Origin of the sequence: Pseudomonas rhizozeae, assembly GCF_031583775.1 — a bacterium.
Lineage (GTDB): Bacteria > Pseudomonadota > Gammaproteobacteria > Pseudomonadales > Pseudomonadaceae > Aquipseudomonas.
Genome location: NZ_JAVLSB010000021.1, coordinates 187,988 through 212,164, shown reverse-complemented (window position 1 = coordinate 212,164; position 24,177 = coordinate 187,988). Strand labels below are relative to the sequence as shown.

Annotated in this window: 20 protein-coding genes; 18 read left to right on the top strand and 2 right to left on the bottom strand. The window is 62.3% G+C overall.

Annotated elements, in window-relative coordinates; genetic code table 11:
* The first annotated feature begins 5 nt into the window (after positions 1-5).
* The 8 genes from RG836_RS05245 (at position 6) to RG836_RS05210 (ending at position 7,675) form a co-directional block, all read left to right on the top strand.
* Positions 6-1,310: a FliI/YscN family ATPase gene (locus tag RG836_RS05245; RefSeq protein ID WP_310844440.1), complete on the top strand. Its 1,305-nt coding sequence runs from the start codon at positions 6-8 to the stop codon at positions 1,308-1,310.
* 37 nt (positions 1,311-1,347) lie between these two features.
* Positions 1,348-1,824 carry a hypothetical protein gene (locus RG836_RS05240; protein WP_310843744.1) on the top strand — a complete coding sequence of 159 codons (477 nt, stop codon included), beginning with the start codon at positions 1,348-1,350 and terminating at the stop codon, positions 1,822-1,824.
* Positions 1,824-2,807, top strand: coding sequence for a type III secretion system cytoplasmic ring protein SctQ (gene sctQ / locus RG836_RS05235; RefSeq protein ID WP_310843742.1), 984 nt, complete (start codon positions 1,824-1,826; stop codon positions 2,805-2,807). Before RG836_RS05240 ends, sctQ begins: the two co-directional genes overlap by 1 nt.
* Entirely contained in the window at positions 2,804-3,457 is a 654-nt protein-coding gene (sctR, locus tag RG836_RS05230; protein ID WP_310843740.1) for a type III secretion system export apparatus subunit SctR, read from the top strand. Before sctQ ends, sctR begins: the two co-directional genes overlap by 4 nt.
* A 4-nt stretch (positions 3,458-3,461) precedes the next feature.
* Positions 3,462-3,731, top strand: coding sequence for an EscS/YscS/HrcS family type III secretion system export apparatus protein (locus RG836_RS05225; protein WP_310843737.1), 270 nt, complete (start codon positions 3,462-3,464; stop codon positions 3,729-3,731).
* Positions 3,732-3,736: 5 nt separating this feature from the next.
* Complete coding sequence (gene sctT / locus RG836_RS05220; RefSeq protein WP_310844439.1) at positions 3,737-4,549, top strand: type III secretion system export apparatus subunit SctT; 813 nt, start codon at positions 3,737-3,739, stop codon at positions 4,547-4,549.
* A gap of 24 nt (positions 4,550-4,573) precedes the next feature.
* Positions 4,574-5,620: an EscU/YscU/HrcU family type III secretion system export apparatus switch protein gene (locus tag RG836_RS05215; protein ID WP_310843735.1), complete on the top strand. Its 1,047-nt coding sequence runs from the start codon at positions 4,574-4,576 to the stop codon at positions 5,618-5,620.
* A 414-nt stretch (positions 5,621-6,034) separates the two neighbouring features.
* Entirely contained in the window at positions 6,035-7,675 is a 1,641-nt protein-coding gene (locus RG836_RS05210) for an ATP-binding protein (protein ID WP_310843733.1), read from the top strand.
* A 47-nt stretch (positions 7,676-7,722) separates the two neighbouring features.
* Here RG836_RS05210 and RG836_RS05205 read toward each other — a convergent pair whose 3' ends face one another.
* The gene (locus RG836_RS05205; RefSeq protein WP_310843730.1) at positions 7,723-11,073 is read right to left on the bottom strand and encodes a type III effector HrpK domain-containing protein; all 3,351 of its coding nucleotides are present in this window, start codon (positions 11,071-11,073) and stop codon (positions 7,723-7,725) included.
* Positions 11,074-11,401: 328 nt separating this feature from the next.
* Here RG836_RS05205 and RG836_RS05200 point away from each other — a divergent pair, with 328 nt between their 5' ends.
* The 3 genes from RG836_RS05200 to RG836_RS05190 all read left to right on the top strand — a co-directional run bounded on the left by RG836_RS05200 (position 11,402) and on the right by RG836_RS05190 (position 14,101).
* Entirely contained in the window at positions 11,402-12,184 is a 783-nt protein-coding gene (locus RG836_RS05200; protein ID WP_310843728.1) for a sulfite exporter TauE/SafE family protein, read from the top strand.
* Positions 12,185-12,266: 82 nt separating this feature from the next.
* The gene (lgt, locus tag RG836_RS05195) at positions 12,267-13,079 is read left to right on the top strand and encodes a prolipoprotein diacylglyceryl transferase (RefSeq protein WP_310843726.1); all 813 of its coding nucleotides are present in this window, start codon (positions 12,267-12,269) and stop codon (positions 13,077-13,079) included.
* 50 nt (positions 13,080-13,129) lie between these two features.
* Positions 13,130-14,101, top strand: coding sequence for a thymidylate synthase (locus RG836_RS05190; RefSeq protein ID WP_310843725.1), 972 nt, complete (start codon positions 13,130-13,132; stop codon positions 14,099-14,101).
* A 128-nt stretch (positions 14,102-14,229) separates the two neighbouring features.
* On the opposite strand, the gene cadR is transcribed toward RG836_RS05190, so the two are convergent.
* Positions 14,230-14,679: a Cd(II)/Pb(II)-responsive transcriptional regulator gene (gene cadR, locus RG836_RS05185; protein ID WP_310843722.1), complete on the bottom strand. Its 450-nt coding sequence runs from the start codon at positions 14,677-14,679 to the stop codon at positions 14,230-14,232.
* 85 nt (positions 14,680-14,764) lie between these two features.
* Between cadR and RG836_RS05180 the strand changes: the two genes are divergently transcribed.
* The 7 genes from RG836_RS05180 (at position 14,765) to RG836_RS05150 (ending at position 24,118) form a co-directional block, all read left to right on the top strand.
* Positions 14,765-17,023, top strand: a complete 2,259-nt coding sequence (locus tag RG836_RS05180) for a heavy metal translocating P-type ATPase (RefSeq protein ID WP_310843720.1) — start codon at positions 14,765-14,767, stop codon at positions 17,021-17,023.
* A 15-nt stretch (positions 17,024-17,038) separates the two neighbouring features.
* The gene (locus tag RG836_RS05175; protein WP_310843718.1) at positions 17,039-17,902 is read left to right on the top strand and encodes a LysR family transcriptional regulator; all 864 of its coding nucleotides are present in this window, start codon (positions 17,039-17,041) and stop codon (positions 17,900-17,902) included.
* Between the two features lie 237 nt (positions 17,903-18,139).
* A complete protein-coding gene (locus RG836_RS05170; protein WP_310843717.1) occupies positions 18,140-19,216 on the top strand; it encodes a putative 2-aminoethylphosphonate ABC transporter ATP-binding protein in 1,077 nt (358 codons plus the stop codon).
* Positions 19,216-20,940 (top strand): putative 2-aminoethylphosphonate ABC transporter permease subunit, encoded by a 1,725-nt coding sequence (locus RG836_RS05165; protein WP_310843716.1) that lies wholly within the window; start codon positions 19,216-19,218, stop codon positions 20,938-20,940. Before RG836_RS05170 ends, RG836_RS05165 begins: the two co-directional genes overlap by 1 nt.
* Before the next feature lie 38 nt (positions 20,941-20,978).
* On the top strand, positions 20,979-22,004 hold the full coding sequence (locus RG836_RS05160) for a putative 2-aminoethylphosphonate ABC transporter substrate-binding protein (protein WP_310843714.1): 1,026 nt from the start codon (positions 20,979-20,981) through the stop codon (positions 22,002-22,004).
* 414 nt (positions 22,005-22,418) lie between these two features.
* Positions 22,419-23,552 (top strand): TIGR03364 family FAD-dependent oxidoreductase, encoded by a 1,134-nt coding sequence (locus tag RG836_RS05155; RefSeq protein WP_310843712.1) that lies wholly within the window; start codon positions 22,419-22,421, stop codon positions 23,550-23,552.
* A complete protein-coding gene (locus tag RG836_RS05150; protein ID WP_310843710.1) occupies positions 23,552-24,118 on the top strand; it encodes a phosphonate degradation HD-domain oxygenase in 567 nt (188 codons plus the stop codon). Before RG836_RS05155 ends, RG836_RS05150 begins: the two co-directional genes overlap by 1 nt.
* The last annotated feature ends 59 nt before the right edge of the window (positions 24,119-24,177 follow it).

Here is a 24,177-nt window from a genome sequence, read left to right as displayed (position 1 = left end):
CGCTGATGGCGCAACTCGGCGAGCGCCTGAGCCAGGCGCGACCGCGACCGATGAAAAGCACCGTGCGCAGCATTCGCGGGGTGCTGTTGCGCGCCAAAGTGGCGGGGGTGCGCATCGGCGAATTGTGCCTGTTGAACGACCCGGACACCGGTCGCAGCTTGTCCGCCGAAGTCATCGGTTTCGAGGAAGACGAAGCGATTCTCTCGCCCATCGGTTCCATGCAGGGCCTGTCGACCCGCACCTGGATCGTCGCCACCGGCGAAACCCTCGGCGTCAGCGTGGGCGACGGTTTGCTCGGCCGGGTGGTCAGCGCCATGGGCGAAGTGCTCGATGACCCGAGCATGCCGGTCATCGGTCCGATGCAGCGCTACCCGTTGCACGCCGAGCCGCCGTCGCCGTTCAGCCGTCAACTGATCAGCCAACCGTTGGCGCTGGGCATTCGCTCGGTGGACGGCTTGCTGACCATGGCCCAAGGGCAACGCATGGGCATCTTCGGCGAGCCGGGGGTGGGCAAGTCATCGCTGCTGGCGAGCATCATCCGCCACACCGATGCCGATGTGATCGTGATTGGCCTGATCGGTGAGCGCGGTCGCGAAGTCCGCGAATTGCTCGATGTACAACTCGACGCCCAGGCCCGCGCGCGCACCGTGGCAGTGGTGGCGACCTCGGACCGGCCCGCCGCCGAACGGGTGCGCGCGGCGTTCGTCGCCACCGCCATGGCCGAATACCACCGCGACCAGGGGCGCAACGTGTTGCTGCTGATGGACAGCCTCACGCGTTTTGCCCGAGCGCAACGGGAGATCGGTCTGGCCGTCGGTGAACCGCCCACCCGGCGCGGTTATCCGCCGTCGTTCTTCGCCGCGTTGCCGCGTTTGCTCGAACGGGCTGGACCCGGTGCGCGAGGCAGCATCAGCGCTTTGTATACGGTGCTGACCGAGGGCGATGCGTCGATGGACCCGGTGGCCGAGGAAGTGCGTTCGATCCTCGACGGCCACCTGGTGCTCAGCGCCGAACTGGCCCAGCGCAACCATTTCCCGGCCATCGATGTGCTGCGCAGCCGCAGCCGTTTGATGGACCAGGTGACGAACGACGAACAGCGTCACCTGGCGATGCGCGTGCGTGAGTTGATGGCGCGTTACGCCGACATCGAATTGCTGATCCGGGTCGGCGAGTACAGCGCCGGCAGCGATCCACTGGCTGACGAAGCCATTGCCCGGCACGACGCCATCGAACAATTCCTGCGCCAGAGCGCCGAGCAACCCTGCGGCCCGCACGCCACCTTGCGTCACTTGTGCGAGGTGCTGGCATGAGCGGCGGCCATCCTTCCCTGAACCGGCGAACCCATCGATGAAAACCCATGAACTGCGCAACTTGCAGGCCCTGCGGCAATTGCGCGAGCAACGGGCCGCCACGCAACTGCTGGTCGAACAGCGGCAATGTCAGGAACGCGAGCGTGAACTCGCGCTGGCGAAGCAGCGCCTGCACCGGCACCGCGAACAATTAGCGCGCGAAGCACAACAGGCCTATGCGGCGTTGGCCGACGGCCTGTCGGTGACCCAGTGGCACGTCGCGCAAAGCCAGTTGCAAGGTCTGAGCGATGAACAAGCGCAACTGCAAACCGCTGCCGACGCCATGACCCGGCAGCGCGACCAACAGCTCCAGCGCCGCGAAGACTGCCGCGTGCAGCACCTCGCCCGGCAACGCCAGTGCGACGCCTGGGACAGCGTGGTCGAGCACCGCCAGCGCGGCGAACTGCGCGCCGCCGAGCACCGCGAAGACGCCGACGAAGGTGTGCAGACACCCTCCGCCGCAGGGGCGAATTGATGCACGCCACGCCCCTGACCCTGACACTCCACGATCCCGCCTGGCTCGATCTGCACAACCGCTTGCACCAACCGCGCCAGGCGTGGTCGGCAACCCTCGGCGAACAGTCTATCGAGCTGAGTTGGGGCGCTGCGGCGCCGTTGAATGAGTCCACGCGAGACCTCTGGTTGACCCTCGGCGAAGCCTGGCTGCGCCTGCGCATTAGCGGCAACGCCGTGCCAACTGCGTTGCCCGTCGCCAGTGACGATGCCGAGGCCGATGCACTGCTGATGGAACTGGCGTTGCTGGCCGTGCTGGAACCGCTGGAAGTGCGGCTCGGCGTGCCTCTACGGGTGCGTGCCGAACGCGATTTCCCGGCCACGGACTTACCCCTGAATTTGCACCTGGCGCTGAGCATCGACCATGGCCCTGCGCACTCTGTGCAACTGGAGATGGACGCGACGGCCGCCGCGTTGCTCGCCGATCGGCTGCTGCCCCAGGCGCGTCCGCTGCTGGACAGTTTCACCGCGCTGGCCGTGGTGCTCGCGGTCGAGGCCGGGCAGGCCTGGCTGAACCTCGCTGACTGGCGCGGTTTACGCCCAGGGGATGTGGTGATGCTCGACACACCCGCCGAGCGAATGCTGGTGCTCAACCGCACGTTGCAAGCGCGCGCTGAACGCCACGGTGAGGCGGCGATCCGTCTGCTGGAACCCCTGAATCCCGTCAATCCGACTCTGGAAAACCCGATGAACTCACCTGAATACCCACGTGCAGAGGACGCGACCTTGAATGACTTGCCGCTCAAATTGGTGTGCCAGATCGGCAGCCTCGAGTTGTCCTTGGCGCAGTTACAACAGTTGGGCGTTGGCAGCTTGCTGCAACTGACACCGCGCACCGATGAAGCCGTGGACTTGATGATCAACGGCCGTTGCGTCGGGCGCGGACACCTGGTGCAAATCGGTGAAGGCCTGGGCGTGCGCCTGCAGAGTTTCGCCAAAGCATGAGTGGCTTCCAGCCCAATCTGATCGAGATCATTCTGGTGGTCGCGACCATCGGTTTGATCCCGCTGGCGGTGGTGACCCTGACCGGTTTCATGAAGATTTCGGTGGTGCTGTTCCTGGTGCGCAACGCCTTGGGTATCCAGCAGACGCCGCCGAACATGGTGCTTTACGGCATCGCGCTGATCCTCTCGGTGTATGTGACCACGCCGCTGATCAACGACATGTACAAGCAGGTGCAGGGCCGTGAAATCAACCTGGAAAACGTCGAGCAATTGAAGGAACTCGGCGACGCCCTGCGTCCGCCGTTGCAGGCGCACCTGGCGCGGTTCGCCAATGAGACCGAGCGCGGGTTCTTCGTCTCGGCCACCGAGACCATCTGGTCGCCGGAAGCCCGGGCCGACCTGCGCGATGACGACCTGGTGGTGCTGATTCCAGCGTTTGTCAGCAGCGAGCTGACCCGCGCCTTCGAGATCGGTTTTCTGCTGTACATCCCATTCCTGGTGGTCGACCTGTTGGTCTCCAATGTGCTGATGGCCATGGGCATGTCGATGGTCTCGCCGCCGCTGATTTCGATTCCCTTGAAAATTCTGTTGTTTGTCTCGTTAAGCGGCTGGTCGCGCTTGATGCACGGTTTGATCCTTAGCTACGGGTGACCTTATGGGCCAGGACATGTTTCTTTCGCTGATGAAACAGGCGCTGATGACAGTGCTGTTTCTCTCGGCGCCGGCGTTGGGCGTGGCGATCCTCGTGGGCATGGGCGTGGGGTTGTTGCAGGCGCTGACGCAAATCCAGGACCAGACCTTGCCGCAAGTGGTGAAGCTGGTGGCGGTGCTGCTGGTGATCGTATTTGTCGGGCCGCTGCTAGCCGGGCAGGTGGTGGAACTGGGAAGCCTGGTGCTGGACAACTTTGCCCTGTGGACCCGTTGATCGACATGGACGGCGGTTTCGCCACGCCGCTGGTGGAGGTCGCTTACCCGGTGATTACTTCGGCGGCGCTGGCGGCGTGTCGCGCCACCGGGTTGGTGCTGATCACCCCGGCCTTCAATCGCCTGGGCCTGACCGGGATGATTCGCGGCTGCGTTGCCGTGGCGATTTCGATCCCGATGTTCATGCCGGTGTTCGGCGTACTCACCTCGCTGACCGATTACGGCGGCCTGTTTCTCGCAGGGTTGATGGTCAAGGAGTTCCTGATTGGCCTGTTGATCGGCCTGCTGTTCGGCATTCCGTTCTGGGCCGCCGAAGCGGCGGGGGAGATGATCGACCTGCAACGCGGCTCGACCATGGCGCAACTGGTCGACCCGCTGTCGTCCGGCGAGTCCAGCGTGATGGCGACGCTGCTGACGGTGATGCTGATCACCCTGTTCTTTATGTCCGGCGGTTTCATCATGGTCATCGATGGCTACTACCACAGCTATCAACTGTGGCCTGTTGCTGCGTTCACGCCGTTGTTCGCCGCGTCGGCGCTGCTGGCGGTGCTGTCGATCCTCGACCAGATCATGCGGGTCGGCGTGGTGATGGTTTCGCCGCTGATCATCGCGCTGCTGATCACCGACGTGATGCTCGCCTACCTGTCGCGCATGGCGCCGAACCTGCACATCTTCGACCTGTCGCTGCCGGTGAAAAACCTGTGTTTCTCGGTGCTGATGGTGATCTACATCACCTTCCTGATCCCGGTGATGCTCGACCAGCTCAGCGAGTTTCGCGGGGTGGTGGCGGTGCTCAAGACCCTGGTCGGTGAATCATGAAACCGTTGGCCGGAGACCTTGGCGATGGGTGAAACCAGCGAAGAAAAATCCCAGCCGGCCACGGACAAAAAGCTGCGCGAAGCGCGCAAGAAAGGCCAGGTCGCCAAGAGTCAGGATTTGGTCTCGGGTATGGTGATTCTCGCGTGCACCCTGTGCATCTCGGTGATCGTGCCCAAGGCCCAGGCGCAAATCACCGCGCTGATTGACCTGACCGCGCAGATCTACATCGAGCCCTTCGCCAAGGTCTTGCCGCGTCTGCTCGATACCGCGCAGCAGTTGTTGATCAGCCTGACCTTGCCCGTGATGGCGGTGACCCTGACCACGGTGATTCTGACCAACCTGGTGAGCATGCGCGGCTTTGTGTTTTCCACCGAACCGATCAAGCCTGATTTCAAGCACATCAATCCCGCCGAGGGCTTCAAGCGGATTTTCTCGATGCGCAGCTTTATCGAGTTCCTCAAGGGACTGGTCAAGGTGCACCTGTTGGCGGTGGCGTTTTACGTGATCGGCCGCCACTCGCTGCAAGCTTTGATGGAGGCGTCCCGTTGTGGCGCCGAGTGTATCGAGTCGACCTTTTTCCTGATCCTCAAGCCGTTGATGTTCACCGTGCTGGCGGCATTCCTGCTGGTGGGCGCTGTGGACGTGCTGATGCAGCGCTGGCTGTTCGGCCGGGAAATGAAGATGACCCTCAGCGAACAGAAACGCGAGCGCAAGGACACCAACGGCGACCCGGCGATCAAGGCCGAACTGCGGCGTCAGCGTCAGGAAATGCAGGCGTTGGCGACCAAGCTTGGCGTTGGCCGTGCTTCACTGATGATCGGCGTTGCCGGCGGCTGGGTGATCGGCGTGCGCTACGTGCGCGGCGAAACCCCGGTGCCGGTGGTGGTCAGCAAAGCCTCGGCGGAGGAGGGCGCGGCGATGCTGGTGCAAGCCAGCGAGTGGGGCATCGCTCAAGTGCGCGACCCGTCCCTGGCGGAAAAAATCGCCAAGCGCGCAGTGATCGGCGATCCGGTACCGGATACAACGTTCCAGGCCGTGGCGGACGCACTGGTGGCGGCGCGGCTGATTTAACTCCTAGATGTCGAGTTCCTCGCACTTTATAAATTTTAACGACTTGCCTCGAGCGTTAAGTAAGTTGCGAATTCCTTAAACTTATGGACCAACTTATAAATTTTTATAACAGTGGCCATTAGTGGCAAATAGCCTAATTGTTATTTATCGGTTTGTTTTAAAACTGTCACATTCGTGCTGCACTCTTTTTGTCTCAACAGTTGCTGTAAATAGGCCTGAGACCCTCGTACTACCTGGGTTTCCAGCTCGGCCTGTTTAACTCCAGGTAAACCCCCAATTCGCCAAGGGTCTGTCATGGATCAGAATGAAGAGAACACCGACAGCGTATTATCAACTTACCCTGACCGATGCGCCGGGTCCGACACGGCCTATTGTTTCGGCACTTTCACCTTAATTCCCCGGCAACGATTATTGTTGAACAATGATCAGCCTGTCTCTATCGGTAACCGCGCACTTTGCCTGCTGAGTGCGTTGGTCATGCGCCCCGGCGAAGTGCTGGAGAAAGATGAACTACTGGCGCTGGTCTGGCCACGGCTGGTGGTGGAGGAGTGCAACTTGCGCGCCCAGGTCGTGGCGCTGCGCCGGGTGTTGGGTGCGGACAGTTCGACGGGTTATGTGCTGACCATTCCCGGTCGCGGCTATCGCTTCGTGGCGCCGGTGACGGTGAAAAAACACCAGGGTGAATCGACGTTCGCCCCTTCCAGGGTGGCGACCTTGCCGCCACCCGGCCGCGATGTGATTGGCCGCCAGGCGCTGATCGACGCGCTCGGCGTGCAACTGCTCGAACGCCGCTGCCTGACCCTCACCGGCCCCGGCGGTATCGGCAAGTCGACCGTGGCGCTGACCCTGGCCAACCAGCATGCCGCCGCGTTCGCCCAAGGCGTGTGCTTCGTCGACCTCGCGACGGTGACCGTGGCGCAGCAGGTGCCCGAGCTGCTGGCCATGGCGCTGGGCATCCAGTGCGCGAGTGGCGATCCGTTGAGCGCAGTCGCCGAGCGGCTCGGCCAGGCGCGGCTGTTGCTGCTGCTCGACAGTTGCGAACACGTGCTCGATAGCGTCGCGGCGCTGGTCGAGCGCTTTTTGCGGGATGTACCCAACAGCTGCGTGCTGGTGACCAGCCGCGAACCTTTGCGCGCGGCGGGCGAAAGCGTGCATCGGCTGGCGCCGCTCGAGGCGCCGCTGGAACGGCATCAGGACCTCAGCGCCAGCCAGGCGCTGCGTTATTCGGCGGTGCAGTTGTTCGTCGAGCGGGCGACCAGTGACGCTGCGGATTTCATTTTCAGCAATGCCGAGGTGCGCGCCGTCAGTGCCATCTGCCGCAAACTCGACAACAACCCTTTGGCGATCGAATTGGCGGCGGCGCGGGTGCGGACTTTCGGCCTCACAGCGCTGGTGGATCTGCTCGATGGCCGCTTGCGCTTGCAAATGAGCGGGCGGCGCAACGGCGCGGAGCGTCACCAAAGCCTCGGCGCATGCCTGGACTGGAGCTATCGACACTTGTCGGTGGCGGAGCAACACCTGTTGCGCCAACTGTCGGTGCTGCCGGGTTCCTTCACCCTGGAAGCGGTGGCGGCGATGGTCGAGGATGGCCACGATGTGCTCTCGGTGCTGGAAAGCCTGGTCGATAAATCTTTGCTGGTGCCGCTCGGCTCTCCTGCGGCGCAGCGCTATCACTTGCTGGAGATCACCCGCGCCTACGCCCTGGAACAACTGGCCGGGCACGGCGAAGTGGCGGTCGCCCAGCGACGTCGGGCGGTGTACGCCTTGCGCGTGATGCGCGAGGCCTGCGCCTGTCTCAACAGCCTGAGCAGCGCGCATTGGCTGGCGCTGTACGGCCCGGAAGTGGAACTGGTGCGGCGCACGTTTGCCTGGGCCTTCACCCCCGGCGGTGATCCGGACCTGGCGGCCGAATTGAAAACATTGAGCGTGCCGCTGTGGCTGCATCTGTCCCTGCCCGTGGAGAGCCAGCAATGGAGCGGCCGCGCGCGCGGCTACCCACGACCGGCACCGCCGTTGGCTTACGATCACTTGGATCATTACGCCGTTTCCGCCTGAGGCGCGTGGACGGTTCGACCGCCACGCACCTGTTGGCTGGAGCGGGCTCAGGTGGCGCTGGTCGGGATGATGTCGTCGATATCGCCATCCTCCTTCGGCCCACCGGTCAGCTCGTATTTCTGCAGGGTCGGGACCAGGCCTTCGTAGAACTTGTTCTGTTCCGCCTCACGCTTGGCGACGAAGATCACCGGCACGATAATCCCGGCCAGTATCCCGACCCCCGCCGCTGCCCAACCGAGAATTCCGGCGGTGGTGCCGGCCAGGGTGCCCACCAGCCCGGCGGTGGAACTGCCAAACAACCCGGCCGCGCCTTCGATGATCGAGGCGACCGCCGCACCGGTGCCGAGGATGCCGCTGGTCAGGGAGAACCCGGCGTTGAGCTTGTCGCCGCTGAACGCCGCGTTGACCCCGCTGACAATGCCAAACACCCCGCCGATGAAACTGCCGGCGCCGCCGATGATCTTGCCGATGTTACCCATGGCTTTGATCTGGTCGGCAGTGAACGGGCCCTGGCCGGCGCGCAGGCTCACGTTGCTGTTGGGTACCGGTTTCCATTCTTTGCCGTAGCCCGCTTCCTTGGCGTACTTGGTCCCGCCTTCCATCAACAACCCGGCGAACTGCATGCCGGCGGATACGCGCAAGGCGTTGTCGGTCGGGGTATTGCCGCCGCTGGTGGAGCGCACCGTCAACACCGCACCGGCCAACAGCGCGCTGCCGACGTGCAGTAGCCCTTGCTTGTAGGTTTCGGACGCATCGGCCTTGAAGCCGTCGATGGCCTTGGGCAGCACATCGCTCATCTTCTGGCCCTGACGCTCCAGGTCCCAGCTCGAACGAATCATCGTCACCACATCACCGGCGGCAATCGGTTTGCCGGCGGCATCGGTGAACATGGCCGGGTCGTCGGCCATGGCTTTGTCGATGATTGCCTTGGTCTTGGCCTCGTCGAAATTGCCGTTGGCATCGCCGAAGATCTGTTTCATCACGTCATCGTTGGCGCCATCCACCAGGGTCTCGGAGATTTTCTGCGAGATGATCTGCTGGGTGACATCGGCGTCCTCGGGGCTGACTTTGTCGCCCAGGTAAGCCTTGTACAGCGTGGCGTCATTGGAAAACTTGGCAATCACCGCCGCCGGGTCAGCCTTGTCACCGTTGGTTTCGCGATCCTTGGCCAGTGCCTCGTCGAGGGCTTTGCCGGTGACGATGTTCTCGCGGAAATACTGTTCGATCTGCTCGCTCTTGCCAGAGTTCTTGGCGATGACCGACAGGTCCACTTCGCCGTTGCCGCCGAGGGCCATGTCGGTGATGCTGGCATCGGTGGCGGCGAGGTACATGCCATCGGTGAGGCTGAGGGTCTTGCCGTCGGCATCCTTGCGCTCGAGGCTCTTGTTGAGCACGTTGCCGCTGTTGATTTCGCGATCCTGGAAGTGCTGCAGCTCGATCTTCATCGCCGGGTCGGCGTTGATGATGTCGCGCATGCCGGTGCCCTGGTTCTGCGCGAAGAAGTTCTGCACATCCGGGTCGGCGGACAGCTTGGCGATGGTCGCGTCCAGTTGCGCGGTAATCTTGGCCTTGTTCGGGTTGATCCCGCGCATGTCCGATTGACCCTGGGAAAACAGGTCGGAGTCGTCCTTGGGGTTGGCGCTGAGCTCCATGCGCACCCGGGCATCGGTGATCTCGGTGAGCACCGCGGCCTTGGTTTTGCCGTCGTATTTTTCCGGGTGTTCGAACACATCCTTGGTCAGCTTCGAGGTGTCGACATCGGCCACCGAGTTCCGCGCCGAGGCGTTGCTAAGCATCATCAGCACACCGTGATCGTCGGTCGGCGCCTGGCGCTCCAGCCAAGTGGCGAAGTTGTGTTGCTGGGCGATGCCGTCGGTCTTCATGGTGGCCGGGTGGTCGCCGCCATTGTCGAGCAGGCGGAACATGCCAGGGCTCGACCAGTAACCGGCGGCGCCGGTCAGGGATTTGCTCAACGCCGCGTCGCCCTCTATGGCGTCCATGTTGCTGGTGTTGAGGTTGCCGACACTGGTGCGGCGGTTGTCGCCCTGCATCTCCGGCCCGGCGCTGCTGACCAGCGAAATATTGGCCATGACCAGCGCGGCGGACTTGGCGTTTTCCTTGGCCAGGGGCGTGGCGTCCGGGTGGGCCTTGATAAATTTGTCATAGGCGCCGGAAGCGGCGGACAAGTCCTTGTCGGCCTGCTTGGCGAAGTTCTTCACATCGTTGCGGGTGATCACACCGTCGGTCTTGCCGTAGCCACCGGAATCCAGCGCGGCCATCAGGTTCGGGCTGCTGGCGACGTATTTCAGGGTGGCCTGGGCTTCCGGCGGCAAGGTCGACGGTGGGTTGGAAAAGTCGATTTTCTCGCCGTGCAGGTTCCAGTTGTCCCAGTTTTCTTCCAGCAGCTTGGCCGCTGCGCGAGGGCGGTCGAGGTCTTTTGCTTCCTGGGTCGGCGTACCGCTGCCGTTGCCGACAATCTTGTCCCAATCCTTGGCGCCGGCGCCGTACTTGGAATTGTCGATCAGGGCAGTGTCCACCGCGCCCGACACGCCAAACAGGGCGTTGCTCTCTTTGACTTTCTGGTCGTAGAGGTCCGGGGTGATGTTTTTCGAGACGATGACTTTGTCACCGCTGGTGGTCTGGTAGCGAATCAAGTCGTGGCCCAACTCGTCCGCTTTGCCGGTCACGCCGGTGCTGCTGGCCGCTTCGCCGGGCTGCGCCAGACGATAGCCGTCCTTCTGGTTGTCGTTGATGATCTTCAGGGCTTCGCTGTCGGACTTCACCTGCTCATACAGGCCCATGTTCACTTCTTTGCTGACGATGATCTTGTTACCGGAAAAAGTTTCATAACGAATCATCCCCGGGCCGACTTCATCGGCATTGCCGAGAAACTTGTAATCACCCATGCCCGGTGCGACATCCCCGGCCTGCGCCAGTGTGTAACCTTCGGCCATGGACTTGTTGATGGTGTTGACCGCGTCGGTTTTACCGGCCATGCCATCGAATAAATAAGGCGTGGCTTGTTTGACGATAATAATGGTGTGGTGATCGCGGGTTTTAAGTTCGAGTACGTTTTCCGAAAGTTTGTTGATCGAGGCGATGTTTGCCAGGGGCACGCCGGTATTGCCCAGGCCGGCGAGGTTTGGGTCGTCCAGGCGTTTGAGCGCTTCCTTGTCGCCGGTGGCCTCGACTTCGGCCCTGATCGCGGCTTTGTCGGTGGGCGCGGGGTAGGTCTTGACGGTCTGCGTGGTCAGCACCAGGGGTTTCTTGAACGTGTCGTCCGCCGCCGGCTGTTGGAGGCTGGTCAAGGCGCGGGCCATGGCGGTTTCAAAAACGCCCCGCAGGTGATTGGGGTTCGGGTTGGCGGCGGGTTGTACTTTTAACGGAGGCGTCGTCATGTTTCCAATTCCCTTGTGCAAATAACCGATGGGCGCAGTTGAAATTCAAACACGGGCAAAGTGTTCGGAGAGTGATTCGCGATGGGGTCGGATTCTAATCAGGCAAGTTGTGTGGCGGGCGAAGTTCGCAGAGGTTTCACAGCTTTTTAACAAGTTTGCTGGAACCGATTTAGTGCAACTTAACTGTCATGTTTTATTCATGTTAGTTGCGGGATTGATGTCTGCCGCCAAGCCCCGGCCATCCGCCCACTGCACCCGGCAGTGGAGGCGCGGGGCCTGCATCCGTTACCATGCCGCACCCTTTTGCGCTGCGCGTCGGAACACCACCATGGAATTTCTGCTGTATCTGCTGCTGGGCGCCGTCGCAGGCGTGTTGGCCGGCCTGTTTGGCGTGGGCGGCGGGATCATCATCGTGCCGGTGCTGGTGTTCAGTTTCACCCTGCAGGGGTTCGACGCGTCGATCCTCACCCACCTAGCGGTGGGCACGTCCCTGGCGACCATCATTTTTACGTCGATCAACGCTATCCGTGAGCATCACCGCCGGGGCGCGGTGCGCTGGCCGATTTTCGCCTGGCTGACGGTCGGGATTCTGGTTGGTGCCGGTTTCGGTGCGCTGACCGCCGAGGCGATCTCCGGGCCAAACCTGCAAAAAATCATCGGTGTGTTCGCCTTGGTGATCGCCGCGCAGTTGATGCTCGACGTCAAACCCAAGGCCAGCCGAACGGTGCCGGGCAAACTCGGTCTGACCCTCGCGGGCAGCGTGATCGGTTGGGCGTCGGCGATTTTCGGCATTGGCGGCGGTTCGCTGACCGTGCCGTTCCTGACCTGGCGCAGCGTACCGATGCAGCAAGCGGTGGCCACGTCATCGGCCTGCGGCTTGCCGATCGCCCTGGCCAGTGCGTTAAGTTTCATGATTCTGGGCTGGCACGATCCGTTGTTGCCCGCTCATAGTCTCGGTTTTATTTATTTGCCGGCGCTGTTGGGCATTGCCCTGACCAGCATGGTGTTCGCCCGTTTCGGCGCGCGATTGGCCCATCGACTGTCGCCGCGCTTGCTGAAACGGCTGTTCGCCGCTTTGCTGTTTTGCGTGGGGCTGAACTTCCTGCTCTGATCGCCGTGGCAATCCTGGCTTAATCCTGAGGTGGCAGCGTCGCCCGGGCATTTTTATTGATTGAACTCAACAAGGAGTCGCAATGCTGCCTTACCCGCAGATTGACCCGGTGGCCCTGGCCATTGGTCCGCTGAAAATCCACTGGTACGGCCTGATGTACCTGATCGGCATCGGCGGCGCCTGGCTGTTGGCCTCGCGCCGACTCAATCGCTTCGACCCGACCTGGACCAAGGAGAAGCTCTCCGACATGGTGTTCTGGATGTCGATGGGGGTGATCGTCGGCGGGCGCCTGGGCTATGTGCTGTTCTACGACCTGAGCGCCTATCTGGCCAACCCGACGCTGATCTTCGAAGTGTGGAAGGGCGGCATGTCGTTCCACGGTGGCTTCATCGGCGTGATGCTGGCAGCGCTGTGGTTCGGCAAGAAGAACAACAAGTCGTTCTTCCAGCTGATGGATTTCGTCGCGCCGATGGTACCGATCGGTCTGGGCGCCGGGCGCATTGGCAACTTCATCAATGCCGAGCTGTGGGGCAAAGCGACCGACGTGCCGTGGGCCATGGTCTTCCCGCCGTTCAGCGACCCGGCGCAATTGCCGCGCCATCCGTCGCAGCTGTACCAGTTCGCCCTCGAAGGCGTCGCGCTGTTCCTGATTCTCTGGTTGTTCTCGCGCAAGCCGCGGCCGACCATGGCGGTGTCCGGGATGTTCGCGCTGTTCTACGGTATCTTCCGTTTCATTGTGGAATTCGTCCGCGTGCCCGACGCGCAACTGGGCTACCTGGCCTGGAACTGGCTGACCATGGGCCAGGTGTTGTGCGTACCGATGATCCTCGGCGGCTTGTTCCTGATCTGGCTGGCCTACCACCGCGCACCGGCAGCGCCCGCGGCGGCTGTATAAATTCGAACCCCGGGGGCGACGGCTCCCGGGTTCAAGGACACAGGTAACTCATGAAGCAATATCTCGATCTGGTGGCGCACGTCATCAAGAACGGCACCAAGCAAGCCAACCGCACCGGGGTCAACACCATCAGTTTCCCCGGCGCCATGCTGCGCTACGACCTTAAGGAAGGGTTCCCGGCGATCACCACGCGCAAGATGGCCTTCAAGTCGGCGATCGGCGAGATGTGCGGGTTCCTGCGCGGGGTCAACAACGCCGCTGAATTCCGCGCCCTGGGCTGCAAGGTCTGGGACCAGAACGCTAACGAAAACGCGCAATGGCTGGCCAACCCGTTCCGCCAGGGCGACGACGACCTGGGCGAAATCTACGGCGTGCAATGGCGCAAGTGGCCGGCGTACAAGCAGATCCCGCTGAGCAACCCGGCGGCCATCGAGCAAACGCTGAGCCAGGGCTACCGACAGATCGCCGAGGGCGAAGAAAACGGCCAGGCCTACGTGGTGCTGTACAAAGCCATCGACCAGGTTCGCCAATGCATCGACACCATCATCAAGGACCCCGGCAGCCGGCGGATCCTGTTCCACGGCTGGAATTGCGCGCAGCTCGATGAAATGGCCTTGCCGCCGTGCCATCTGCTGTACCAGTTCCACCCGAACGTCGAGACCAAAGAGATTTCGTTGACGCTGTACATCCGCTCCAACGACCTGGGCCTTGGCACGCCGTTCAACCTCACAGAAGGCGCCGCGCTGCTGAGCCTGATCGGGCGCTTGACCGGCTACACGCCGCGCTGGTTCACCTATTTCATCGGCGATGCCCACGTCTACGAAAACCACCTCGACATGCTCAACGAACAGCTCACCCGCGAGCCGTTCCCGATGCCGAAACTGCTGATCAGTGATCGCGTGCCGGAATTCGCCAAGACCGGCGTCTACCAGCCGGAATGGCTGGAACTGGTCGAGCCGAGCGATTTTTCGCTTGAGGGTTACCAGCACCATGCACCAATGACTGCGCCGATGGCGGTTTAAGCCTTCACCCGATCAAAACTGTGGGAGCGAGCGTGCTCGCGAAGAGGAGTGTCAGCCGGCAGAAATGTTGTCTGACACACCGCTTTCGCGAGCAGGCTCGCTCCCATATTGGGTTTTGTGGTGTGAGTTCAGTGACCGTGACTACGCCCCACATGCGAATGCTCCACCTCAGTCGCCACCACGCCGCCGCTGATTTCCAGGCGTTGCAAAATCCCGCATTGATCGGCTTCCGGCCCTTCGCCGCAGCGTTGGCGCAGGTCGAGCAGTTGCGTCTGCAAGGCCAGTAAACCGTCGATGCGCGCCTTGACGTGATGGATGTGTTCGTCGATCAGCGCGTTGACGCTCTCGCATTGGTCCTGGGGGCTGTCGCGCAGGGTCAGCAGGCTGCGGATTTCTTCGAGGGTCATGTCGAGGGTGCGGCAGTTGCGGATGAACGTCAGGCGCTCGGCGTGGGCCTGGGTGTAGACCCGGTAATTGCCGTCGCTGCGGGCCGGTTCCGGCAGCAGTTGTTCGCGCTCGTAATAGCGGATGGTTTCCACCGGGCAGTCGGTGAGTTTTGCCAATTCTCCGATCTTCATGACGACGATCTCCAAATGGGTGCTTGACCCTATAGTGGCTACAGGGTCTCTACTTGGCAACAGGCACCTTTATGGACGCAACCTGATGAGCGATTCCCTGCACATTCACGACCCCAAATCCGCGCATGACCACTGCTGCAAACCGCAGCCCGTGATTGAGCATGACCATGCCAGCCATGGTGATACCTGCTGTGGTTCGACGGCCAACGCACCGTCGCTGGTCAAACTGAGCGAGGCGCCGACCGAGGGCGCGCGGCTGAGCAGTTTCCGCATCGAAGCCATGGACTGCCCGACCGAGCAGACGCTGATCCAGAACAAGCTCGGCAAACTGGCTGGGGTGCAGCAGCTCGAATTCAACCTGATCAACCGCGTACTGGGCGTGACCCACGACTTGCCGAACACTGCGCCGATTATCGATGCGATCAAGTCCCTGGGCATGCAGGCCGAGCCGCTGGAGCAGGGCGTCGACTCGCCGGCCAAACCAGCCGAGAAGAAAGCCTGGTGGCCGCTGGCGTTGTCCGGCGTGACCGCAGTGGGCGCGGAAGTCCTGCATTTCACCGATGCGGCGCCGACTTGGGTGATCGCCATTGTCGCGCTGATCTCGATTTTCAGCGGCGGCCTCGGCACCTACAAGAAGGGCTGGATCGCCTTGAAGAACCTCAACCTGAACATCAATGCGCTGATGAGCATTGCCGTGACCGGGGCGATTCTGATCGGCCAGTGGCCGGAAGCGGCGATGGTGATGTTTCTGTTTACCGTGGCCGAGTTGATCGAAGCCAAATCCCTGGACCGCGCGCGCAACGCCATCAGCGGCCTGATGCAGATGACCCCCGAGCAAGCCACGGTGCAATTGGCCGACGGCCGCTGGGTCGAGCAGGAGGTGAACACCATCGAACTCGGCGCGCGGGTGCGAGTGCGTCCGGGCGAGCGCATTGGCCTCGACGGCGAAGTGCTCTTGGGCAACTCGACCATCGACCAGGCGCCGATCACCGGGGAAAGCCTGCCGGTGGAGAAAACCGTCGGCGACAAAGTGTTCGCCGGCACCATCAACCAGGCCGGGTCGCTGGAATACTCGGTGACCGCGGCGGCGAACAACTCGACCCTGGCGCGGATCATCCACGCAGTCGAACAAGCCCAAGGGGCGCGGGCGCCGACCCAGCGTTTTGTCGATCAGTTCTCGAAAATCTACACCCCGGCGGTGTTTGCCTTCGCCCTCGCGGTGGCGGTGATTCCGCCGCTGTTCATGGGCGCGCTGTGGTTCGACTGGATCTATCGCGCGCTGGTGCTGCTGGTGGTGGCGTGCCCGTGCGCGCTGGTAATTTCCACGCCGGTGACCATCGTCAGCGGCCTCGCGGCGGCGGCGCGCAAAGGCATTCTGGTCAAGGGCGGCGTGTACCTGGAGGGCGGTTACAAGCTCGATTACCTGGCCCTGGACAAGACCGGAACCATCACTCACGGCAAACCGGTGCAGACCGATTATCTAGTGCTGGACGCCACCGCCGAAGCCACCGCGCCGGCGATTGCGGCGGCGTTGGCCGGGCGTTCCGATCACCCGGTGTCGTTGGCAATCGCCAACGCAGCGGACAAACAATCTGCCGCGCTGGCAGTGGATAACTTCGAAGCACTGGCCGGTCGCGGGGTGCGCGGTGAGGTCAACGGCCAGGTTTATCACCTGGGCAACCATCGCCTGGTCGAGGAACTGGGCCTGTGCTCGCCCGCGCTGGAAGAAAAACTCTTTGCCCTGGAGAAACAAGGCAAATCCGTGGTGCTGCTGCTCGACTCCTCCGGCCCGCTGGCGCTGTTCGCCGTGGCGGATACGGTGAAGGAATCCAGCCGCGAAGCGATCCAGCAGTTGCATGACCTCGGCATCAAAACCCTGATGCTCACCGGCGACAACGCCCACACCGCCCAGGCGATTGCCGCGCAAGTCGGCATCGACCAGGCTCAGGGCGACTTGCTGCCGACCGATAAGCTGCAGGCCATCGAAGCGTTGTACGCCCAGGGGCACCGGGTCGGCATGGTCGGCGACGGCATCAATGACGCCCCGGCCCTGGCCCGCGCGGAAATCGGTTTCGCCATGGCCGCCGCCGGCACCGACACGGCGATCGAAACCGCGGATGTCGCGCTGATGGACGACGATCTGCGTAAGATCCCGGCCTTCATACGCCTGTCGCGGCAAACCGCGAGCGTGCTGAAACAGAACATCGCCCTGGCGCTGGTGATCAAGGCGATTTTCCTCGGCATGACCTTCGCCGGTGTCGCTACTATGTGGATGGCGGTGTTCGCCGACATGGGCGTGAGCCTGCTGGTGGTATTCAACGGCTTGCGCCTGTTGCGCAAATAAGGATGAGGGAAGGCTGTGCTGAGTGCCGAGCTGAAGGCGTTTTACATGGTGGCCCGCCTGGGCAGCATTACCCTGGCTGCCAAGAAACTCGGCTTGAGTCAGCCCACCGTGACGACACAGATTCGCCACTTGGAAAGCCAATATTCGGTTGAATTGTTCTACCGTGGCGGCCGTCGTCTCAGTGTCAGCGATGAAGGCGCGCGGTTGCTGCCGATGGTCAAGGCGCTGTTGCAGCAGGAAGCCGATATCGAGTTCTTCCTGCGCAACAGTGGCCAAGTGCAGGGCACCTTGCGCATCGCCGCCACGGCGCCGTATTACATCCTCGATCTGGTGAAGACCTTTCGCGAACGCCTGCCGCAGGTGGAAGTGTCAGTGGAAATCGGCAACTCCCAGCAAGTGCTCGAAGCGCTGGAGGATTACCGGGTGGATGTCGCCGCGTCCTCGCAGTTGCTGGACGATGCACGGCTGATTCGCCGGGTGCTGGGCAGCGATCCGCTGGTGCTGGCGGTGCATCGCAACCATCCGCTGGCGGTGCATGATCATGTGCCGCTCAGTGCTTTGGCCGGGCATACGTTATTGATGCGTGAAACAGGCTCGACCACCCGGCGCTTGACCGAAGAATTGCTGGCGGGCGCCGGCGTGGGTTTGGGGCCGTTGCTGGAGATTGGCAGCCGCGAATCGATCCGCGAGGCGGTGCTGCGCAACATCGGCATCAGCATCATCGCCCGCCAGGAAGTGCCCCATGACCCGCAACTGCGGGTGCTGACCATCGAAAATGCGCCGCAGATTCCCGAGTATTTGTATTGCCTCAAGGAACGCAAAGGCGCGCGATTGCCGGCGGCGTTTCTTGGGTTGGCGCAGGAAATGGCCCCTGCGTAGTTCTTGTGGCGAGGGAGCTTGCTCCCGCTGGGGCGCGAAGCGGCCCCCGCTTATCCTGAAATGCGGGGGACTGCTGCGCAGTCCAGCGGGAGCAAGCTCCCTCGCCACAGGTATTCATTGCCCGGTCTATCCAACCCAAATCCCCGAATACCACTATCGGCCGTTTTTGCCTCACTGCCATATGACGGACGCATTACAAACCTAGGATGACCCTCATCTGTTAGATGAGGTCTGTCCATGAACCGCTCGTTCGCAACTGCCCTGACCAACCCCGGCGCGCCGATGAAAGTGCGTGGTGTGCAGAAGCGCTTTGGCGCGTTCACCGCGCTGGAAAACGTTTCCCTCGACGTGGCGGCGGGTGAGCTGGTGTGTCTGCTGGGCCCGTCGGGTTGTGGCAAAACCACCTTGCTACGGTGCATCGCCGGCCTGGAGAAACAAGACAGCGGCGAGTTGTACCTCGGTGATCGTGATGTGTCGCACCTGGCGCCGCAGGCACGGGACTACGGCATTTTGTTCCAGTCCTACGCGCTGTTCCCCAACCTGACCGTCGAAGCGAACATTGCCTACGGCCTCGCCGGCAGTGGTCGCGATGAAGTGCGTCAGCGGGTCGGGCAGATGCTGGAACTGGTCGGCCTGACCGGCAGCGAGAAAAAGTACCCTGGCCAGTTGTCCGGAGGCCAGCAACAGCGTGTGGCCCTGGCTCGCGCATTGGCGCCAGCCCCTTCGCTGTTGCTGCTCGACGAACCGATGTCGGCCCTCGATGCGCGGGTTCGCGAGCACCTGTGCACGGAGCTGCGCCAACTGCAACGCAACCTTGGCGTCACCACCCTGATGGTCACCCACAATCAGGACGAGGCCATGCTGATGGCCGACCGCATCGCCGTGATGAACAACGGCAAGGTGGAGCAGTACGCCACGCCGCAGGACATTTACGACCGCCCGGCCACACCCTTTGTCGCGGAGTTCGTCGGCCAGGGCAACTGGCTGCCGTTCCATCGCAGCAGCGACAGCCATGCCCAGGTCGGCGGGATGAACATGCGCCTGGCGGACGGCAGTGCAAAAACCGCGTCCGGCCGATTGTTCTGCCGACCGGAGGCGATCAACGTCAACCCGCTGGTGCATGAGGAAAACCTGTTCCCGGCCAAGGTCCGTGAGATCACGTTCCTCGGCAATCGCTGCCGCATGAGTTTCGAACTCGACCAATTGCCCGGCCATCCGTTGTTGGCCGAACTCGCACCGGAAGCCATGCCGCGCCTGGGCGCGCAGCACATCATGGTTGCCTTGCCGCCGCGCAGCCTGCAGGTGTTCGCCTGATGAGCGCAAACCTCGCGCTGCCGATCCCGCGCAAACAGGTTCGGCAGACCGCCCGTGCCGAGATCGGCGATCGCTTGTTCGTGGTCGGTGGCAAAGTCCTGTTGCTGGTGCTGCTCGGCATTGCCGTGTTGATGCCGTTGCTGGCGATTTTCTGGCGCGGGTTCAGCACCGAAGCCGGGCAGGGCGGTGGCCTGGTCGCTGCCCGGGAATTAGTGAGCAGCGAGAACTTCCACTGGCTACTCGGTAACAGCTTGAAAGTGTCCCTCAGCGTCGCGGCGATTGTCGTACCGCTGGCCTATTTGTTTGCTTACGCCCTGCAACGCACCTTGATACCTGGCAAAGGCATCTGGCGTGGCATTTCCCTGCTGCCGCTGATGGCGCCGTCGATGCTGCCGGGGATTGCGCTGGTCTACCTGTTCGGCAACCAGGGCATGCTGCGCGGGTTGCTCTCGGACAATATCTACGGCTTTTGGGGCATTGTGCTCGGCGAGGTGATCTACACCTTCCCACACGCCTTGATGATTCTGCTGTCGGCGCTGTCCCTGGCGGATGCGCGCCTGTTCGACGCCGCTTCGAGCATGGGCGCCAGTCCGGCGAAAGCCTTTCGCAGCATCACCTGGCCGGCGACCCGCCAGGCGGTGTTCGCCGCATTCTGTCTGGTGTTCACCCTGACCATCACCGACTTCGGCGTGCCGGTAGTGGTCGGTGGCGACTATCAAGTGCTGGCTCTGGAAGCCTACAAAGCAGTGGTCGGTCAGCAACAATTTGGTCGCGGTGCGCTGATCGGCATGGTCCTGCTGCTGCCGGCGCTGCTCAGCTTCGCGGTCGATGCCTGGCTGCGTCGGCGTCATGGCGATTCCATGAGTGGCCGCGCACAAGTCTTTCAACCGGCGCCGTCCAGACTGCGCGACGGCTGCTACCTGGTCATCGTGCTGCTGATCTGCGCGGTGTTGCTGCTGGTGTTCGGCATGGCGGTGTTCTCATCGCTGGTGAAGTTCTGGCCGTACAACCTGTCCCTGTCGCTCAACCATTACCAGTTCAACGACACGGCGGGCGGCGGCTGGCTGGCCTACGGCAACAGCGTGAAGATGGCGGTGTGCACGGCGCTGATCGGTAGCGTGCTGATCTTCACCGGCGCCTACCTGATGGAGAAAACCAAGGGCCAGCGCGGACTCAATGTGACGTTGCGCATGCTCAGTTTCGTACCGATGGCGGTGCCGGGCCTGGTGCTGGGGTTAGGTTACGTCTTCTTCTTCAACCTGACCGGCAACCCGCTGCATGTGCTCTACGGAACCATGACCCTGCTGGTCGCCTGCACCATCGCGCACTATTTGACCACCGCGCAAATGACCGCCACCACCGCGCTGCGCCAGCTCGACGCCGAGTTCGAAGCCGCCGCGCTGTCACTCAAGGCGCCGCTGTATCGGCATTACCTGCGGGTGACCGTACCGATCTGCCTGCCGGCGCTGCTGGACATTGTCCGCTACCTGTTCGTCTCCGCGATGACCACCGTCTCCGCGGCGATTTTCCTCTACAGCCCCGACACCATCCTCGCGGCGGTGGCGGTGCTGAACATGGACGACGCCGGCAACGTCGGCGGCGCGGCGGCCATGTCGACCCTGATTCTGTTCACCTCGGTGGGTGTGTCCCTGCTGCTGGCCTGGGCCTCGCGCGGTTTGCTGCGCCGCTCCCAGGCCTGGCGGCAGACCGCGCCCGGCCATTGATTCGCTGCTCTCCATCCACTCAACACAGGAAAACGATCATGTTCAAGCCCCTGGCCCTGGCCGCTGCTGTCCTCACCGCTTTCAGCCTGAACGCCTTCGCGGCGACCACCGAGTTGACGGTGTACACCGCCCTCGAAGCTGAACAACTGAAGACCTACAAGAACGCCTTCGAAAAGGCCAACCCGGACGTCGAGATCAAATGGGTGCGTGACTCCACCGGGATCATCACTGCCAAATTGCTGGCCGAAAAAGAGCGCCCGCAGGCCGACGCAGTGTGGGGCCTGGCGGCGTCGAGCCTGGCGATCCTCGATCAGCAAGGCATGCTGCAAAGTTACGCGCCGAAGGATCTGGACAAGATCGGCGGCAACTATCGCGATGCCGCCAACCCACCAGCCTGGGTCGGCATGGATGTCTGGGCTGCGACCATTTGCTTCAACACGGTCGAAGCCGAGAAGCAGGGCCTGAGTAAGCCCGTGAGCTGGCAAGACCTGACCAAGCCTGAGTACAAAGGCAAGATCGTCATGCCCAACCCGGCCTCGTCCGGCACGGGTTTCCTCGACGTCAGCGCCTGGCTGCAAACCTTTGGCGAGAAGCAGGGCTGGACCTACATGGATGACCTGCACCAGAACATCGGCCAGTACGTTCACTCGGGCTCCAAGCCATGCAAACTCGCGGCCTCGGGTGAATTCCCGATCGGTATTTCCTTTGAATACCCCGCAGTCCAGCTGAAACGCCAGGGCGCACCGCTGGACATCATCCTGCCGAAAGAAGGCCTGGGCTGGGAGATTGAAGCCACCGCTGTGATCAAGGGCTCCGCCCACGAAGAAGCGGCGAAAAAACTTGCGGACTTCTCCGCCAGTCCGGCGGCGATGGAGTTGTATAAAGAGAACTTCGCCGTCCTCGCCCAGCCTGGCATCGCCAAGCCGCAGACGGAATTGCCGGCGGATTATGAGCAGCGCCTGATCAAGAACGACTTCGCCTGGGCCTCGAAAAACCGCGACGTGATCCTGGCTGAATGGCGCAAGCGCTATGACGGCAAGTCCGAGAAAGTGGTTGCCAAGTAAATCTTCGCAGGCTGACAGGGCCCCATCGCTGGCAAGCCAGCTCCCACAGGTTCTTTGGTGTTCACAACATCTGTGTTCACAGCAAAACCCTGTTGGAACTGGCTGCCAATCCTGCAAGTTCCTTGGTGTTCACAACAGTTGTGCTCACCGCAAAACCCTGTTGGAGCTGACTGCCAATCCTGCAAGTTCCTTGGTGTTCACAACATCTATGTTCACCGCAAAACCCTGTTGGAGCTGACTGCCAATCATGCAGGTTCCTTGGTGTCCACAACAGTTGTGTTCACCGCGAAACCCTGTGGGAGCTGGCTGCCAATCCTGCAGGTTCCTTGGTGTTCACAACAGTTGTGTTCACCGTAAAACCCTGTGGGAGCTGGCTTGCCAGCGATGACGGCATCGAATTCAGGACAAATTCCCATGACACACCACAACGACCTGCTGATCGTCGGCGCCGGCATCCTCGGCCTGTCCCACGCCTACGCCGCCGCGCGGCGCGGTTTGAAGGTCAGTGTTTTCGAGCGCAGTGAAACACCGCTCGGCGCCTCGGTCCGCAACTTCGGTCAGGCCCTGGTCACCGGCCAGCCACCGGGCCCGATGCTGGAACTGGCCAAGGCCAGTCGCGACATCTGGGGTCATTGGGCCAATGTCGCCGGCCTGCAACTCAAGCGTAACGGCTCATACCTGTTCGCCCGCACTGAAGCCGAAGAACACCTGCTGCAGGCCTTTTGCAACGGTCGAGCCGTGGAGCACCGGTACAACGTCGAACTGCTGCGCGGCGCGGCGTTGCGCGATGTGTACGGCGGCCAGTTCAGCCATCATCGTGCGGCGCTGCACGGCCTGGACGACCAGCAACTGTATTCCCGCGAGGCAATCCCGGCGCTGATCGACTACCTGTGCCGCGAACTCGGCGTCGAGTTTCACTTTTCCACCCTGGTGCGGGACATCGAGCCCGGCCGCTTGCACAGCACCGCCGGCCGTTTCAGTGCGGGTCATATCATCGTTTGCTCTGGCCATGACTATCAGACCTTACTGGCCGAGCCGATCGCCGCGCTCAACCCGCAAATCTGCCGTCTGCAAATGCTCCGCGCCCGCCCGCACATCGAGTTGAACCTGCAACACGCGCTGCTCACCGGGCTGAGTTGCGTGCATTACGGCGCGTTCGCTGATCTGCCGGAGGCCGCCGCCGTGCAGGCGCAAATTCTGCGCGATGTGCCACACCTGCATGACAACGGCATTCACCTGCTGATCAGCCCGACGCCCTATGGCGAGCTGATCATTGGCGATTCCCACCATTACGGCGGTGATCCATCGCCATTCAACGCTGAACAGGTGGATGACTGGATGATCGAACTGGCCGAGCAGACCTTGGGCTGCAAGGTCCAGGTGGTCGAACGCTGGCAGGGTGTCTATGGTTCCAAGGGGCCGGGACCGTTTTCTTTCCTGCGCCCGCAACCGGGGGTGAGCGTGGCGCTGATGCACACGGGCGTCGGCATGAGTGTCGGGCCGGCAATGGCCGAACGTAACGTCGCGCAATTACTGGGGGAGCAATGATGAATCGCAATCAGCAAGTGGTGGCCGAGGTCTTCGGTTTGTACGAACGCTTTGGCGACAGCGACTACATCGGCGAGCCGGTGTCGCAGATCGAGCACATGTCCCAGGCCGCCGAGCTGGCCATGGCCGAAGGCTTCGACGATGAAGTGGTGCTCGCGGCGTTCTTTCACGACATCGGGCACATCTGCGCCGAAGATGCGGAAAACATGGGCGGTTTCGGGGTGGTCAGCCACGAGCGCCTGGGCGCCGATTACCTGCGCCGCGCCGGTTTCAGCGAACGCCTGGCGCGGCTGGTGGAATACCACGTCCAGGCCAAGCGCTACCTGACGCTGCGCGAGCCGGGGTATTTCGACCGGCTAAGCGAGGCCAGCCGCCGCACCTTGGATTATCAGGGCGGGGTGATGAGCGACGCCGAGGCCGACGCGTTCGAGCAAGACCCGTTGTGCGCGGTCAGCCTGCGCATGCGCCAGTGGGACGAACAGGCCAAGGAGATGCGGGTACCGCTGATTGACCTGACGATCCTCAAAGACAAGGCCACTGCGCTGTTGTCTGGCGCAGCGCGCTGATTTGTCCGACGGGTTGCAGCGAATCGGCGGATAGAGCGTCCGGCGCTGATCAGTCAGGC